Genomic DNA, 14,805 nt, shown 5'->3' with positions numbered 1-14,805 from the left:
TAGGGGGTGAGGGCGCGCAGGTGGTCGCGCAGCCCGATGCCGTAGGCCGTCGGTGTGCCGTCGTAGGCGGAGATCAGGGACGGTCCGGAGGAGCAGTCCCAGGTGTTCCAGGTCCAGCCCAGATAGGACAGGTCGTGGTCGTCGAACCACTTCATGACCTGGTCGACGAACGAGTGCGCGCAGGTGTTCTCGCCGATCTCCCCGGCGACCAGCGGCACCCGGGCCGCCACCGGGGCGAGGGTGGAGTTCCAGCAGCTCTCGCTCGAGCAGGAGTTGAAGTTGTACACGTGGTAGGCGGCGACCAGATTGCCCGCGGGATCCGACGGCTCGTACGCGCTCCACTGGCTGAGGTCGTTGGAGTACGCGAGCCCGCCCGCCATGATGACGTTCTTCGCGCCGGCGCCGCGGACGCTGTCCACGAGGTCCTGCATGCCGGCGACCTCATAGGAGATCCCGGGGCAGGTCCCGCCGTCCCGCCAGCACTTCCAGGCGTCGGGCGCGCTGGAGGCCGCCCGGTCCGGATAGGGCTCGTTGAACAGGTCGAACACCGGCGCCGGGTCGTCCTTGAAGGTGCTCGCCACCGACGCCCAGAACGACGGGCTGTACTGCATGTCGGGCATCGGCTTCTGGCAGGTCGCGAGCACGTCGGAGCAGCCGGCCGAGTTGCCGGTGTACTGCCCGTGGGTCCAGTGCAGATCGAGGATCGGGGTCATGCCGTGCGCCTCGACGCGCGCCACCAGCTCCTTGACGGCGTCGATGTAGTTGGCGCCGCCGTACTCGGGTTTGATGTTGGAAAGGCCCAGCCAGCACTCCTCGTTGAGGGGGATGCGCACGGCGTCGGCCTTCCAGTCCGCGATCGCCGCGATCGCGGAGTCGTCGACCGGGCCGTCCCAGATGCCGCGGCCCTGGACGCACATGAACTCGCCGCCGGAGCGGTTCACGCCGAGCAGGCGGTGGACGGTGCCGCCGGCGTCCACGAGCGTGTTGCCCGAGACGTGCAGTGCGGGTGCGGTGCCGCCGCCCGACGGGGGCGGTGTGGTGGGCGGCGGGGTCGGTGTGGTGTCGGTGTTGCAGGTCGTGCCGTTGAGCTTGAACACGGTCGGCGCGGCGTTGGACCCCGACCAGGAGCCGAGGAAGCCGACGGTGACGCTCGCGCCCGGGCCGAGGGAACCGTTGTAGCTCTCGTTCCCTGCGGTCACGGTGGTGCCGGACTGGGACCATCTCGCGTTCCAGCCCTGGGTCACCTTCTGACGGTCGGTGAAGTCGAAGGTGAGGGACCAGTCGCTGAGCGCGGCCTGGTTGTTGGTGAGGGTCACCGAGCCCTGGAAGCCACCGGCCCACTGGTTGCCGACGGCGTACGCCACCGTGCAGGCGGGTGTGGCTCCCTGCGCCGACACGACCGGTACGACCGCGCTCCCGACGAGCGCGACCGCGCCGGCGGCGGCCAGAAGCACTGAAGGCGGGGGGTGTCGCATGAGCGACTCCTTGCAGCTGGGCGCGCCGTGACGGGCGCGTCGACCGACTGGAACCGCTCCCACTGGTGCGAAGGAAGGTAGCGCCAAGTAGCCGGGTTGCACAGGAGAGTTGCCGACTTTTCCGCACGCGCCGCCGTCAAATCCTTTCGACCCTTCAAGCACCTTGACCGCTCGCCGGGTCGGCTCCATCATGGGAGCGCTCCCACTGGTTCGAGCCTTGACCTCCCCGAGGACTCCCTCACGAGCAGCACCCCCACCGAGGAGGAACCGGCACATGGATCCCGGACGCAGACGCAGAGCCGTGCGGCGGTGGTGGACAGCCGTGGCGGCCGCGCCGGCCCTGCGACGTCTACGGCATGCACTGGATCGAGGACGTCGACAACGTCTACGGCTACGGCGACACGCCGGGCGGCACCTGCGAGGGCGGCCCGACGGCGAGCGGCCCGCGTATCCGAACACCTTCCAGCGCGGGTCCGACGACGATTTCCGTGGCCGCGTTCTCGGTCAGCCGGTTCGCCGGGGCTCGTTCTCCGTGGCCGGTTTCCGGAACGCGCGCACCGTGAACACCGGGTCGGGGCGGGGGCGGTCCTGGTCCGGGAGGCGGGACAGGCGCGCGGCGAACTCCTCGGTGCGCGGCTCGTCCGGTGGCAGCTGGGTGAACCAGCCGCGGCGCAGGTCCGCGACGGTGGTGCGGGGGCTGCGTCCCTGGCCGATGCCGGGGAACGAGGTGCGGCCGGCCGACCGTAGCCCGTGCCGGACGGCGTGTGCGACGACGGTGGCGGTGTCGTCCCCGGCGGGGCGGCGCGGGCGGGCGGCAAGGACGGCGTCGATGTCGCTGCCGACGTCGTGGGCCGCGGCCTTGTCGACGGTGGTGACGTAGACCCCGCCGGGCCGCAGTACCCGGGCGCACTCGGCGACGACGGCGCGGACGTCCTCGGGGTCCTGCAGCAGGTGCAGCAGCCAGACGCTGGTGACGGCGTGGAAGGTGCCGGTGCGGAACGGCAGACGGCGGCTGTCGGCCCGTAGGACCGCGCCCGGCAGCCGCGCGCCCGCCCTGCGGACCATGGCGGCGGCGAGGTCGGCACCCGTCACCCGCAGCGCGGGGCGGTCGGCGGCCAGGCGGCGGGTGACGATGCCGGTGCCGCAGGCGATGTCGAGGAGGCGGCCCGGCGAGCCGGGTATCAGGTCGAGGACGGCTCGTGCGGCCGCCGCGGCGCGGGCCTCGCCGCCCCGGGACGCGTCGTAGGCGTCGGCTTCCTTGTCGTAGTCGAGCACGCCCCTCAGTGTGCGCCGTGGCCTGGGGCGACGTCCTCCACCCTGCGGGCGAGGGCGAAATCCTTCTCGGTGAGGGCGCCCCCGGCGCTGTGGGTGTGCACGGTGAGAGAGACGGTGTTGAAGCCGAGAGTGAGGTCGGAGTGGTGGTCCAGCTCGTCCTGCACGGCGGCGATGTGCATGACCAGCGCGGCGGCCGCGACGTGCGAGCGGAGGCGGTAGGCACGGGTGAGCCGGCCGACGTCGTCGACCGACCAGCCGGGCAGCTCGGCGAGCCGGTCCTCGATCTCCTTCTGCGACAGCGGTTCGACGGCCATGGCGCCGCTCCTTCCCGGTGATGCGACACGGACTCCCAGCGTGCCACAGCCGTGGCGGGACGGCTCCGGTGGATCACGCCGGGCCGAAGAGCCATCCGCGGATCCGCACCGCCCCGAGGTCGTCGGCGAGCACGGCGATCCTGGGCCGGCCCTCGACCCGCTGGATCCACTCGTGCGGAAGGGCGTGGTCGCCGTACTGCGCGCCGAGGAGGTTTCCGCAGATGGCACCGGTGGAGTCGCTGTCGCCGGAGTGGTTGACCGCCATCAGCAGCCTGGTCTCCAAACGGCCCGGATGCAGCGCGCAGAAGACGGCGACAGCCAGCGCCTCCTCGGCCACCCAGCCCGCGCCGAGCTTCTCGACGCGCTCCGGCGGCGCCACCGAGACGTCCCCGGCCTCGGTGACGGCGCGCTCCAGGGCCTCGGTCGTCTCCTCGTGACCCGGGTAGCGGGCCAGCAGCCGCATCGCGCGCAGGACCGCGCCCTCCATGGAGTCCCCGGCGACGAGGTTGGCGACGATCGCGGCCAGTGTGCCGGCCGCGTAGTAGCCGGTGGGGTGTCCGTGGGTGATCTGGGCGGCGCGTGCCGCCATCTGGAAGGCGACGTGGTCGTACTGGGCGACGAGGCCGAAGGGGGCCGAGCGCATGACCGCGCCGCAGCCCTTGGAGTCGGGGTTGACCTCGCCCGGACGGCCCTCGAGGGGCAGCCAACGGCCGGGGGCGTACCGCTGGGCGACGCCGGACAGGCAGGCGTTGCCGGGGGCCCGGCGGGCGTACAGCCACGGCTCGGTGACCAGGCCGTCCGGGGGGCCGGTCGGCACAGGTGCGCTTCCCGGGCCGGAATGGGACTGGGTGTGCAGCCAGCGCCCGTAGGCCTGGAGCATCATCTCGGGCCAGCGGTCGGAGATGTCCCCCGTGCTCGTGCGGTCGTGGCGTTCCCCCTTCCTTTCGAAGGCGTAGGCCTCGACGAGGGCCTCGGCCGTGAAGAGCGTCATCTGCGTGTCGTCGCTGATCAGTCCCACCTCGCCGTGCGGGCCGGCGACCAGGTCGGTCACCCCGTGGGGGCCGTGGGCGGCACGGATCCGGTCGACGGTGTCGAACTCGACGGGATAGCCGAGCGCGTCGCCGATCGCCCCGCCCAGCAGGCAGCCGCGCACCCTGGCGCGGTACTGCGCCGCGCCGTCCCTGTCCCACGGTCCGTACATGCATGCACTCCTCGACTACGGTCGTACCCATGACCATTGTCGCGACCGGCAAAGCCGCCTTCCCCGCCGCCCCGTCCGACAAGGGCGTCGGCCCGCTGCTGCGCGCCTGGCGGGAGCGGCGCCGGGTCTCCCAGCTGGAACTGGCGCTGCGCGCCGACTCCTCGGCCCGGCACATCAGCTTCATCGAGACCGGCCGGTCCCGGCCGAGCGAGGAGATGGTGCTGCGGCTCGCCGAGCATCTGGACGTCCCCGTCCGCGAGCGCAACTCCCTGCTGCTGGCGGCCGGTTACGCGCCGCACTATCCGGAGACCCCGCTGGACGACCCGGCGCTGGAGGCGTTGCGCGACGGCATGGAACGCCTCATCCAGGGCTACGAGCCGTATCCGGCGCTGGTGGTCGACGCCGGTTACACGGTCGTCGCCGCGAACCGGGGCATCGCGATGCTGCTGGACGGCGTGCCGCAGACCCTGCTGTCGCCGCCGAACGCGATGCGGCTGACCCTGCATCCGCACGGCCTCGCGCCGCGCATCCGTAATCTGCGCGAGTGGCGTGGGCATCTGCTGGCGCAGATGGAGCGGCAGATCGCGCTGCAGCGCTCGGACCAACTGCGCGCCCTGTACGAGGAGGTGGCCGCCTATCCGGTGCCGCAGGACGCTCCGGGTGACGAACCGGCCGAGCCGGTGCCGTACTTCGCCCTGCCGCTGCGGATCGAGCACGACGGGCGCGTGCTGTCGTTCGTGTCGTCGATCTCCACCTTCAACACGCCGATGGACGTCACGGTAGCCGAACTCGCCATCGAGACGTTCCTGCCCGCCGACCCGGCGACCATCAAGTTCCTCCAGACACTCGTGGGTTGACCGCCGCCGTGCCCACCGTCCGACCCGTCCCCTCATGCCTGGCCGAATCGCTTCGGACCGGTGTGCGAAACGGCATCGCATGGCAGACTGCCGGGGTACTTCGGCGCGTGGGGAGGGCGTGGCGTGAGTGAGCGGCGGGCTGCGCCCACCGTGGGCCAGGTGGTGCTCGGGAAACGGCTGCAGGAACTGCGTGAGGCGTCGAACCTCAGCAGGGAGGAGGCCGCCCAGGTCCTCAGGGTGGCGTCGGCGACCGTGCGGCGGATGGAGATGGCCGAGGTCGCGCTGAAGATCCCCTACGTGCAGGTGCTGCTGGACACCTACGGGGTGCCCGAGGAGGAGGCCGCCGCGTTCGTGCGGCTGGCCGAGGAGGCCAACCAGCCGGGCTGGTGGCAGCGGTTCCACGACGTGCTCCCGGACTGGTTCAGCCTGTACGTGAGCCTGGAGGGCGCCGCCCGGATCATCCGCTCCTACGAGCCGCACTTCGTCCCCGGTCTGCTGCAGACCGAGGACTACGCGCGCGCGGTGCTGGCGGCGGGCACGATCGGGCAGACCTCGCCCGCCTCCGTGGAGCGGCATGTGTCGCTGCGCATGGAGCGGCAGCGGCTGCTGGACCGGGACGACCCGCCGCACCTGTGGGTGATCATGGACGAGACGGTGTTCAGGCGCCCGGTGAGCGTGCGCCCCGAGGTGATGCGCGCTCAGGTGGACCGGCTGCTGGAGTACGCCGAGCGGGACCGGGTCACGCTGCAGGTCGCCGAGTTCGCGGCCGGCCCGCACCCGGGGACGTACGCGCCCTTCACCCTCTTCCGGTTCGCGGAGCCGGAGCTGCCGGACATGGTGTTCACCGAGTATCTGACCGGCGCCCTGTACCTGGACTCCCGACGCGAGGTGGCCGCGCATCTGGAGGTGCTGGACCACATGACGGCCCGCGCCGCCTCGACCCAGCGCACGCGCACCCTGCTGCGGGAGTTCCGCATGGCCTTGTGACCGCACGACCTGGTGACAGCACATCCGCACCGACCTCAGGGGGAACAGCACAGATGACCGCCCGCGATGTCACGCCCGCGTCGATCGACACCAGCCGTCCACACCCCGCCCGGGTGTACGACTGGTGGCTGGGCGGCAAGGACAACTATCCGGTGGACGAGGAACTCGCACGCAGGATCCTCGCGGTGGACGACACGGTGGTGCGCGGGGCGCGCGCCAACCGGCGGTTCATGCACCGGGCCGTCCGTACGGCCGCCGAGGCCGGCGTACGGCAGTTCCTGGACATCGGCACCGGCATCCCGACCGAGCCCAACCTGCACCAGGTCGCACAGGGCGTGGCCGCGGAGTGCAGGGTGGTGTACGCGGACAACGACCCGATCGTGCTGCGGCACGCCGAGGCGCTGCTGCGCGGCACCGCCGAGGGCAGCACGGACTACGTCCACGCCGATGTCCGCGATCCCGGCACCATCCTGCGACTCGCCGGTGAGTCCCTCGACTTCGCCCGGCCCGTCGCCCTGTCCCTGGTGGCGCTGACCCATTACCTGGGTGACGCGGAGGACGACGTGTACGGGCTGGTCGAGCGGTACGTCGACGCGCTCGCCCCCGGCAGTTTCCTGATCCTGTCCCAGGTCACGCAGGACCTGAGCCCCGAGGGCGTGGCCCGGGCCGCCGAGCTGTTCCGCCGAAGCGGGACGCCCTTCCATCCGCGTACGCTCCCGGAGTTCTCCCGCTTCTTCACCGGCCTCGACCTGCTGGGCCCCGGTGTCATCCCGGTGTACGGCTGGCGTCCCGAGCCGGTGGACGTGGCAGCCCAGGCGGAGGGTGTCGTGCCGATGTACGCAGGGGTGGCGGTCAAGCACTGAGCAGTACGTGCCGGTTCGTGCGTCCGGCGGGGAGGCCGGGACCCCGGTGGCATCGGCCGGCCCGGGCGGACGGTGTCATCGCCGAGCACGGCGGGGGGTGCGGAGACGGTGAGGCGGTGCGTGGTCGCGCCGCCGGGCGGTGGGGACCCGTCCCGGTATCGGGTCCGCGCTGTGTGCGGCCGGCAAGCGCTCCGGCCCGGCGCGGGTGGAGATCGAGCCGGGCAATTGCCCAAAGTGCCTGACCGTCCGCGGCGATATCCAACCGGTCCCACGCGGGGAGCCCGGTTCCGTGGTGCTGAACCCGGCCCGGTGCGCGGCGTCGCCCCCCGAGGGGGCGGGGGCGGTGTCGTCCTCGCCCTCGTGGGTCGCGGGCGCCCCGGCAACGGCGATGCCGCGCCCCCGAGCGGGACGCGGCATCCGGCGTCGTACGGGGGTCAGGCCAGCTCGGCCGTCAGCGTGATGGTCGTACCGGACAGGGCCTGGCTGACCGGGCAGTTCTTCTTGGCGTCCTCGGCGGCGGAGGCGAAGCCCTCGGCGTCCAGGCCCGGCACCTCGCCGCGCACGGTGAGATGGATGCCGGTGATGCCCTCACCCGGCTGGAAGGTCACGTCTGCCTTGGTCTCCAGCCGGGTGGGCGGCGTGCCGGCGCCGGCCAGGGCGTGCGAGAGGGCCATGGAGAAGCAGCTGGAGTGGGCGCCGGCGATCAGCTCCTCGGGGCTGGTCTTGCCGTTCGCGTCCTGGGAGCGCGAGGCCCATGTGACCGGCTGCTGCGCGATGCCGGAGGAGTCGAAGGTGACGACGCCGTTGCCCTCGAGCAGGTTGCCTTCCCAGAGGGTGTGCGCGGTGCGCGTGGTGGCCACGGTGGTTCCTTTCTCGTGGGATCCCGTGACGTGAGGTCCGTTACGGGGTTTTCCGTGCCCCTATCCGATCACATCCGGGCTCGTCGCACTCTGAAGACGGGCCCACGCGACGTGAACGGCAGGCGACGTCCCTGCGGGATCGGACAGGCGTGCTCACGGCGTACCCGCAGGACGCCGCGCCGGCCGTCTGTGATATCCAGCACCGGTGCGCCGGGCGGGAAGTCCTCGGCCCGGTGCAGCGGGTTGACCAGGGCGGAGGCCGGCGGCCGGGCGAGGGCGTTGTCGACGGCCAGGTTGCCCGCAACCACCGCACGTCTCGCACGCCTTGTCCACCTCACGTCCCGGCCCTCGCCGCCCCCGCGACGGAAGGCCCCCCTGCGGCTTCGCCGGCCCACCGGGCCGGGCCCCACCTTGTCATACCGGGCCCGGCACGCCCGGAGCCGTACCGGACGCGGGCGGCCCCTGTGGGCTGGTGGGCCGGGTGTCAGCGGCCGTCGTAGCCGGCCGTCGGCATGGACAGCCGACGGTGCACGCGGGCCTTCATCTGCGCGTCGTACGACGGCTCGGCCCGTCCGACGGTCTCCACCCGGACGCCGCGGCGCGCGCACTCGGCGGTGAACGCCTCCACCGAGGACAGGGCCCTTCGCAGGACGCGCAGGCTGGGCGCGACGAACACGTCCACGCCGGGCCGGACTCCGTCCCACAGGGCGCCGTGGTCGAAACGCAGTCCGCCGACGAGGAGTTCGCGGGCGATGACGTATCCGTGCTCGGCGGCCCAGCGGGCGCACATGGCGTGCTGGCTGCGGGAGTCGACGAGGAAGGGGTCGTCCTCCAGTTCCTCCAGGGGGGCCAGGCTGGCGATGGCGATGACCCGCACCGGCGCGGATGCGGGCGCGGGCGTCTCGGAGGTACCCCGCGTCTGTCCCATGGCGTCCCCCTCACCTCCGGGTTTCGCCGCCGACCCTACTCCTGCCCGTAGGCTTCGGGGAGTCGCGTGAAGGAGGCGAAGCAGCGCGATGCCGCGTCTGGTGCGGCGGTTCCCCGCGCCCGCCTCACTCGAGCACCTGTGAAGCCCCGACCGGCAGATCCCACAGGTCCTCCCGCTCCAGCCCTGCCTTCTCCCACGCCGCCCGCACTCTGGTGAGCGGTTCCAGGACCGGCTCGGCGGAGAGGATGAAGGTGCCCCAGTGCATGGGGGCCATGCGGCGGGCGCCGAGGTCGAGGGTGGCCTGGACGGCCTCCTCCGGGTCGCAGTGGACGTCGCTGAGCCACCAGCGGGGGTCGTAGGCGCCGATGGGCATGAGGGCGAGGTCGATGCCGGGGTAACGGCGGCCGATCCGGGAGAACCAGTGGCCGTAGCCGGTGTCACCCGCGAAGTAGAGGCGCTGTCCGTCGGCGTCGGTGAGGACCCAGCCACCCCACAGACTGTGGCAGGTGTCGGTGAGGGTGCGCTTGGACCAGTGATGGGCGGGGACGAAGTCGAAGCGGACGCCGGACAGTTCGGCGCCCTCCCACCAGTCCAGCTCGGTGACGCAGGTGAAGCGGCGGCGCCGGAACCAGCGGCCGAGGCCCGCCGGCACGAACACCGGGGTGGCGCGGGGAAGTTGACGCAGGGTGGGCGCGTCGAGGTGGTCGTAGTGGTTGTGGCTGATGACGACGGCGTCGACACGGGGCAGGGAGCCCCAGGGCACGCCGACGGGGGTGATGCGGGCCGGGGTGCCGAGGATGCGGCGGGACCACACCGGGTCCGTGAGGACGGTGAGGCCGCCGATCCGCACGACCCAGCTGGCGTGTCCGGCCCAGGTGACGGCGAGGGTGCGGGTGTCGACACGGGGCAGCGGGGCGGGTGCCCACGGGAGCCGGGGGATGTCGGCCAGGCCCGCCGAGCCGGGGCGTACGGAGCCCTCGCGGGCGAAGCGGGCGAGGGCCTTGAGGCCGGGCAGCGGGGCGGTGAGCCGGTCGTGGAAGGTGCGCGGCCAGACGCGGCGTTCGCCGAGCGGGCGGGGCACGGCCGGCGGAGGGAAAGGGGGCGCCAGGGGGACCTGGGAGCTGCGGCGCGGCGCGGTCGTCGCGGCCGATGGGGCTGTCGCGGTCGCCGTCGTGGCGCTCGCCGGAGTCGTGCCGGTCGGCGAGGTGGTGGCCTTCGTGGCCGGTGCGGGCTCGTGCGTCTCGGGCTCATGCGTCTGCTGCGTCATCGAGGAGGCTCCCATCGCTGAGCGTCGTCGCGGAGATCGTCGAGGACCGACGTCAAGGAGATCAACGCGCGTTGCACGTGTGGCAGTTCCAACGGCGCGGGTGAGGTGAGACATTCCATGCGTTCGTCGTCCGTGCTTCCCAGCAAGGGGCCCGTGGCGAGGCGTACGCGCAGCGCCCCGAGGTCGTCGCCGAAGCGGTGGCCGCCCGGCGCGGGCATGCCGAGGCGGTCGGTGAGGAGGTCCTCCAGTTCCTGGGCGTCGCCGATGCCCTGTTCGGCGAGGGGTTCGCGCAACGGCCCGAGGTCGGCGTACAGATGGCGACCGGCCTGCGGCGGGCGGGCGAGCGCCCCGGCGGCGACGACGGCGGCGTGCGCGGCAGCGGCCACACGCGCGTGCAGGCGTACCACGGCCTCCCGGCGCTCGGTGACGGGCGGGGGTTCGTCGAGGGCGTACCCGGCGGCGGCGGCGACGGGTACGGCGATGCGGGCGCCGAGCGCGGTGAGGATGTCGAGCACGCGTGCGTGGAGCCGCCGTCCGGGTTCGGTGGCGGGGAGGCGAGCGACGGCGGCGGGCCAGCCGGGCGGGAGCAGGGACCCGGCGAGGTCGGTGACGACGGTGACCCGGTCGGGCGCCATCTCGGCGGGGCTGAGCAGGACGGTGTCCTCGGGGTGGTGCAGGCTGTCGCGCCAGGTCTCGTCGCTGACCAGGTGCAGGCCTTCGGCCGTGGCGGCCTCGACGGTCTCGTGCAGCAGTTCGGGCGGGGCCACGGTGGCGGTCGGGTCGTCGGCGACGGACAGCACGAGCAGCCGGGGGTCCCCGCCCTCCGCGCGGACCCGGCGGACGGTCTCCAGCAGGGCGTACGGGTCGGGGACGCCGCCACTCTCGGCGGGGGTCGGCACGTGGTAGGCCGGCCTACCGAGGACCCGGGCGTACGGCGCCCACCAGGCGGCGCAGGGGCGCGGGACGAGGACGTCGCCGCCGTCCGAGGCCAGCGCGGCGGTGAGGGCCAGCAGCAGTGCGGGAGCGCCGGGTCCCGCGGCCACCTGGTCGGGGACGGTGGGCAGTCCGCGCCGGGTCCAGTAGCCGCAGGCCGCCTCCAGGAGTGCGGGGGCACCGCCTACGGGCTGGGCGTCGGCGCGGCTCGCGGCCGCGGCCAGTACGGCGGTGAGTTCGGGCAGGACCGGAAGACCGTCGCCGGGCAGGGGCGGGCCGTAGCGGACGGGGCCGTGGTCCTCGGGGTCCGTCCGCCGCATGTCCGCCTCCGCGCGGTCGTGGTGCCGGGTGCCGCCGGTCCGGCGGGGGGCCGGGGCGGGCTGTGTCGTCGTGGGCTGCTGTGGGGGATGTGGGGCGTCGGTGGTCTGTGCGGCTTGCTCGGCGTCGGTCCTGGGCTGTGGAGCCGGTCGGCGCGAGGGCCTGTCGGTGCCCTCGGGAGGGTGTGTACCCGCCGGGCGACAGTGCAAGGGGGTGACGGACGTCCTCCGGCTCACACGTCCGCGGACCGGCTCACCGCGGAGCGCCAGCGGCCGTGCAGCCGGTAGCCGGCTGCGCCGCAGGCCGCGGCGATGAGGGTCACGCCGGCGGCAAGGGCCGGGACCGAGTCGGTGAGGCTGCCCCCCGTACCGGCCTCGACCCCGTGCCGCAGGGTGGGCGGCTCGCACCTGTCGCCGCCGTGGCCCTGCGCGCAGCCGCGGCCGGCGTCCGAGCACGCCCCGGAGCCGGTGCAGTCACGGCCGTCGCCCTCGCACCGGCCGGCCTCACGGCACGGCGTCCGGCCGGCGCACGACTGCCCCGGTAGGCACGTGCCGGTGCCGTCACGGCCCGGAGAGATGCCGCCCTGACCCGGGACGGTGCCGTCACGGCCAGCGGTGAGGCCGTTCTGACCCGGGACGGTGCCGTCACGGCCAGCGGTGAGGCCGTTCTGACCCGGGACGGCACCGACACGGCTCGGGGCGATGCCGTTCTGACCCGGGACGGCACCGACACGGCCCGGGGCGATGCCGTTCTGACCCGGGACGGCACCGACACGGCCCGGGGTGATGCCCTCGCGGACCGGGGGGAAGGTGTCACGGCTGGGGGTGGCGCCCGGAAAGGACGGGGCGACTTGCGGGGACGGAGCGACGCCATAACCGTTCGGAGCGACGTCCGGTGCCGAGTCGTCACGGGTGGGCGTGACCCCGTCGAGGCTCGGGGCGCCCCCTGCACCGCTCGGAGCGGCGGGGTCCTCCGGGGCGCCGCCGGGGAGGGCGGCGTCGGGGAGGGCGGCGTCGGGGAGGGCGGCGTCGGGGAGGGCGGCGTCAGGGAGGGCGGCGTCGGCAGACCCCCCGCACTGCTGGGGTGCGGCACACGGTCCGGGGACGCTGTCCGGGATGACGCCCACGACGCTCGGGGTCGGGGGCGGCGCGCCCGGATCGAGGATGGCGGCCGAGGCGGGCCCCGCGAGGGCGAGCACGGCACCGGCGGCGAAGGCGACGGACAGGGCACGGGCGGTGCTGCGGCGCATGGGAAGGGCTCCTCGGCAGGCACGGCGGGCGGCTATGGCGGGCGGCGGCACACCGGACGCCGGTACGGCGGTGCGTCGGGCGTCGTCGCCGGTACGGCGGGGACGGCGGTGCCCGGGCACTGCCCGACGGCGTCGCGGGTGCGGGGCACGGGCGTGCCCTCGCTGCCATCACAGCCCGCGCGGCGGCGCTGCGCGCGCGGCCGGACCCCATTCGCGGGACAGCGGGGCCCAGCCGGGTGACGCACACCGCCCGCCGGTTTCGCCGCGGCGTCCCGCCCACCCCGCCGGGGCCGAACGGCACCGCACGCCCCCTTCCTCCGCACGGGCACCCGGCGTCCCACCGCACGCTCCCGGCGCCGCACACCGGCCCGCAAACCCCCCGTCTCCACCCCTCCGGGAGGTTTTCCGTCTCCAGTGCAGGTGACTCGGTGTGTGCTGACCGGATCGTCCGCTCGCACCCCCATGGGGAGGTCCTTTCATGAGCACCAAGGTCTCCGACCACATCCTCGAGCGCCTGCGGGCCTGGGGCGTGGAACAGGTCTTCGGGTATCCGGGTGACGGCATCAACGGGCTGCTCGCCGCATGGGGACGTGCCGAGGACCGGCCGCGGTTCATCCAGTCGCGGCACGAGGAGATGTCCGCGTTCGAGGCCGTCGGGTACGCGAAGTTCAGCGGCCGTATCGGCGTGTGCGCGGCGACCTCGGGGCCGGGCGCCATCCATCTGCTCAACGGCCTGTACGACGCCAAGCTCGACCACGTGCCGGTGCTGGCGATCGTCGGCCAGACCAACCGGACCGCGATGGGCGGTTCCTACCAGCAGGAAGTCGACCTGCACACCCTCTACAAGGACGTCGCCTCGGACTTCGTGGAGACGGTGACGGTACCGGAGCAACTGCCGAACGTCCTGGACCGGGCGGTCCGCACCGCCTACGCCCGGCGCTGCCCCACCGCGCTCATCATCCCCGCCGACGTGCAGGAACTGGACTACTCGCCGCCCACGCACGAGTTCAAGATGGTGCCCTCCAGCATGGGCATGAGCGAGTACACCATGACCCCGACGGACGAGGCGCTGCGCCGGGCGGCGGACGTGCTGAACGAGGGCGACAAGGTGGCGATCCTGGTCGGCCAGGGCGCGGCCGGCGCGGTCGCCGAGGTGCAGGAGATCGCCGAACTGCTCGGCGCGGGCGTCGCCAAGGCACTCCTCGGCAAGGACGTCCTCAGCGACGAGCTGCCGTACGTCACCGGCCCCATCGGGCTGCTGGGCAGCCGGCCCTCGTACGAGCTGATGCGCGACTGCGACACCCTGCTGACGATCGGGTCGTCCTTCCCGTACACCCAGTTCATGCCGGACTTCGGCAAGGCGCGCGGGGTGCAGATCGACATCGACGCGCACATGATCGGCATGCGCTACCCGTACGAGGTGAACCTGGTCGGCGACGCGAAGGCGACGCTGCGGCGGCTGATCCCGCTGCTGACGGCCGACCGGGGCGGGCGCGAGTGGTACGACACGGTGTGCGCGAACGTGCGGCGCTGGCACGACACGATGGAGCGGCGCGCCCATCTGTCCGCGGACCCCATCAACCCCGAGTACGTGGCCCGCGCGCTGGATCCGCTGCTGCCGGACGACGCGATCCTGACGTCGGACTCCGGTTCGGTCGCCAACTGGTACGCGCGGCACATCACGATGCGCCCGGGCATGCGCGGTTCGCTGTCCGGGACGCTGGCGACGATGGGACCCGGTGTGCCGTATGCGATCGGCGCGAAGTTCGCGCATCCGGACCGGCCGGTGTTCGCGCTGGTCGGCGACGGCGCGATGCAGATGAACGGTCTGGCGGAGATGATCACGGCGGCGAAGTACAAGGACCGCTGGTCGGATCCGCGGCTGGTGGTGGCGGTGTGGAACAACCACGACCTGAACCAGGTGACGTGGGAGATGCGGGCGATGGAGGGCTCGCCGTCGTTCCTGCCGTCACAGGAGATCCCGGACGTGCAGTACGCGGCGTTCGCCCGCTCGCTCGGTCTCACCGGTGTCCGGGTGGAGAAGCCGGAGGGCGTGGAGGCGGGCTGGCGCGCGGCGCTGGAGGCCGACGGGCCGTGCGTGATCGAGTTCCTCACGGACCCCTCCGTGCCGCCGATCCCGCCGCACGCCACCTGGGAGCAGATGGAGGCGACGGCCACGGCGATCCTGAAGGGCGACGCCGAACGCAAGTCGATGATCAAACAGGGGCTGAAGGCGAAGGTGCAGGAGTTCCTGCCCGGCAAGGACAAGAGCTAGCGC

General features: G+C 73.2%; 13 protein-coding genes and 2 pseudogenes. 5 read left to right on the top strand and 10 right to left on the bottom strand.

Annotation, left to right across the window (positions count from 1 at the left end):
• On the bottom strand, window positions 1–1,475 hold a 1,475-nt coding region (locus tag AC5WRT_RS34170; RefSeq protein ID WP_496100910.1), incomplete at its 3' end, for a cellulose binding domain-containing protein.
• Window positions 1,476–1,819: 344 nt separating this feature from the next.
• Between AC5WRT_RS34170 and AC5WRT_RS34165 the strand changes: the two are divergent.
• Window positions 1,820–1,956: pseudogene (locus AC5WRT_RS34165) on the top strand (glycoside hydrolase family 48 protein); the annotation flags it as partial.
• A gap of 23 nt (window positions 1,957–1,979) precedes the next feature.
• Here the strand turns inward: AC5WRT_RS34165 and AC5WRT_RS34160 are convergent.
• The 3 genes from AC5WRT_RS34160 to AC5WRT_RS34150 form a co-directional block, all read right to left on the bottom strand.
• Window positions 1,980–2,750 (bottom strand): class I SAM-dependent methyltransferase, encoded by a 771-nt coding sequence (locus tag AC5WRT_RS34160; RefSeq protein ID WP_496097994.1) that lies wholly within the window; start codon window positions 2,748–2,750, stop codon window positions 1,980–1,982.
• Between the two features lie 5 nt (window positions 2,751–2,755).
• Complete coding sequence (locus AC5WRT_RS34155) at window positions 2,756–3,064, bottom strand: 4a-hydroxytetrahydrobiopterin dehydratase (protein WP_496097995.1); 309 nt, start codon at window positions 3,062–3,064, stop codon at window positions 2,756–2,758.
• Between the two features lie 73 nt (window positions 3,065–3,137).
• The gene (locus tag AC5WRT_RS34150) at window positions 3,138–4,265 is read right to left on the bottom strand and encodes an ADP-ribosylglycohydrolase family protein (RefSeq protein ID WP_496100909.1); all 1,128 of its coding nucleotides are present in this window, start codon (window positions 4,263–4,265) and stop codon (window positions 3,138–3,140) included.
• A gap of 29 nt (window positions 4,266–4,294) precedes the next feature.
• Here AC5WRT_RS34150 and AC5WRT_RS34145 point away from each other — a divergent pair, with 29 nt between their 5' ends.
• The 3 genes from AC5WRT_RS34145 to AC5WRT_RS34135 all read left to right on the top strand — a co-directional run bounded on the left by AC5WRT_RS34145 (window position 4,295) and on the right by AC5WRT_RS34135 (window position 6,972).
• Window positions 4,295–5,122, top strand: a complete 828-nt coding sequence (locus AC5WRT_RS34145) for a helix-turn-helix domain-containing protein (RefSeq protein WP_496100908.1) — start codon at window positions 4,295–4,297, stop codon at window positions 5,120–5,122.
• A 123-nt stretch (window positions 5,123–5,245) separates the two neighbouring features.
• Window positions 5,246–6,109 carry a Sco1979 family transcriptional regulator gene (locus AC5WRT_RS34140; protein ID WP_496097998.1) on the top strand — a complete coding sequence of 288 codons (864 nt, stop codon included), beginning with the start codon at window positions 5,246–5,248 and terminating at the stop codon, window positions 6,107–6,109.
• Between the two features lie 53 nt (window positions 6,110–6,162).
• Window positions 6,163–6,972, top strand: coding sequence for an SAM-dependent methyltransferase (locus tag AC5WRT_RS34135; RefSeq protein WP_496100907.1), 810 nt, complete (start codon window positions 6,163–6,165; stop codon window positions 6,970–6,972).
• 434 nt (window positions 6,973–7,406) lie between these two features.
• Here the strand turns inward: AC5WRT_RS34135 and AC5WRT_RS34130 are convergent, their stop codons facing one another.
• The 6 genes and pseudogenes from AC5WRT_RS34130 to AC5WRT_RS34105 all read right to left on the bottom strand — a co-directional run bounded on the left by AC5WRT_RS34130 (window position 7,407) and on the right by AC5WRT_RS34105 (window position 12,527).
• Window positions 7,407–7,832, bottom strand: coding sequence for an OsmC family protein (locus AC5WRT_RS34130; protein ID WP_496098000.1), 426 nt, complete (start codon window positions 7,830–7,832; stop codon window positions 7,407–7,409).
• Between the two features lie 68 nt (window positions 7,833–7,900).
• Window positions 7,901–8,080 (bottom strand): annotated as a pseudogene (locus AC5WRT_RS34125) (hypothetical protein); the annotation flags it as partial.
• Window positions 8,081–8,316: 236 nt separating this feature from the next.
• Window positions 8,317–8,760: a hypothetical protein gene (locus AC5WRT_RS34120; protein ID WP_496100906.1), complete on the bottom strand. Its 444-nt coding sequence runs from the start codon at window positions 8,758–8,760 to the stop codon at window positions 8,317–8,319.
• A gap of 124 nt (window positions 8,761–8,884) precedes the next feature.
• Window positions 8,885–10,027, bottom strand: coding sequence for an MBL fold metallo-hydrolase (locus tag AC5WRT_RS34115; RefSeq protein ID WP_496100905.1), 1,143 nt, complete (start codon window positions 10,025–10,027; stop codon window positions 8,885–8,887).
• The gene (locus AC5WRT_RS34110) at window positions 10,024–11,280 is read right to left on the bottom strand and encodes an aminotransferase class I/II-fold pyridoxal phosphate-dependent enzyme (protein WP_496098003.1); all 1,257 of its coding nucleotides are present in this window, start codon (window positions 11,278–11,280) and stop codon (window positions 10,024–10,026) included. Before AC5WRT_RS34110 ends, AC5WRT_RS34115 begins: the two co-directional genes overlap by 4 nt.
• A 230-nt stretch (window positions 11,281–11,510) precedes the next feature.
• Complete coding sequence (locus AC5WRT_RS34105) at window positions 11,511–12,527, bottom strand: ribosomal eL19 family protein (RefSeq protein WP_496100904.1); 1,017 nt, start codon at window positions 12,525–12,527, stop codon at window positions 11,511–11,513.
• 478 nt (window positions 12,528–13,005) lie between these two features.
• Between AC5WRT_RS34105 and AC5WRT_RS34100 the strand changes: the two genes are divergently transcribed.
• Window positions 13,006–14,802: a thiamine pyrophosphate-requiring protein gene (locus tag AC5WRT_RS34100; RefSeq protein ID WP_496100903.1), complete on the top strand. Its 1,797-nt coding sequence runs from the start codon at window positions 13,006–13,008 to the stop codon at window positions 14,800–14,802.
• Window positions 14,803–14,805: the final 3 nt, after the last annotated feature.

Source organism: Streptomyces sp. NTD91 (genome assembly GCF_059510455.1).
This window is presented reverse-complemented; position numbering and strand designations above follow the sequence as displayed.

Coding starts and splice junctions, on each gene's coding strand:
- AC5WRT_RS34155 (WP_496097995.1), bottom strand. CDS start 3,064: ATGGCCGTCGAACCGCTGTCGCAGAAGGAGATCGAGGACCGGCTCGCC.
- AC5WRT_RS34150 (WP_496100909.1), bottom strand. CDS start 4,265: ATGTACGGACCGTGGGACAGGGACGGCGCGGCGCAGTACCGCGCCAGG.
- AC5WRT_RS34145 (WP_496100908.1), top strand. CDS start 4,295: ATGACCATTGTCGCGACCGGCAAAGCCGCCTTCCCCGCCGCCCCGTCC.
- AC5WRT_RS34135 (WP_496100907.1), top strand. CDS start 6,163: ATGACCGCCCGCGATGTCACGCCCGCGTCGATCGACACCAGCCGTCCA.
- AC5WRT_RS34120 (WP_496100906.1), bottom strand. CDS start 8,760: ATGGGACAGACGCGGGGTACCTCCGAGACGCCCGCGCCCGCATCCGCG.
- AC5WRT_RS34115 (WP_496100905.1), bottom strand. CDS start 10,027: ATGACGCAGCAGACGCATGAGCCCGAGACGCACGAGCCCGCACCGGCC.
- AC5WRT_RS34110 (WP_496098003.1), bottom strand. CDS start 11,280: ATGCGGCGGACGGACCCCGAGGACCACGGCCCCGTCCGCTACGGCCCG.
- AC5WRT_RS34105 (WP_496100904.1), bottom strand. CDS start 12,527: ATGCGCCGCAGCACCGCCCGTGCCCTGTCCGTCGCCTTCGCCGCCGGT.
- AC5WRT_RS34100 (WP_496100903.1), top strand. CDS start 13,006: ATGAGCACCAAGGTCTCCGACCACATCCTCGAGCGCCTGCGGGCCTGG.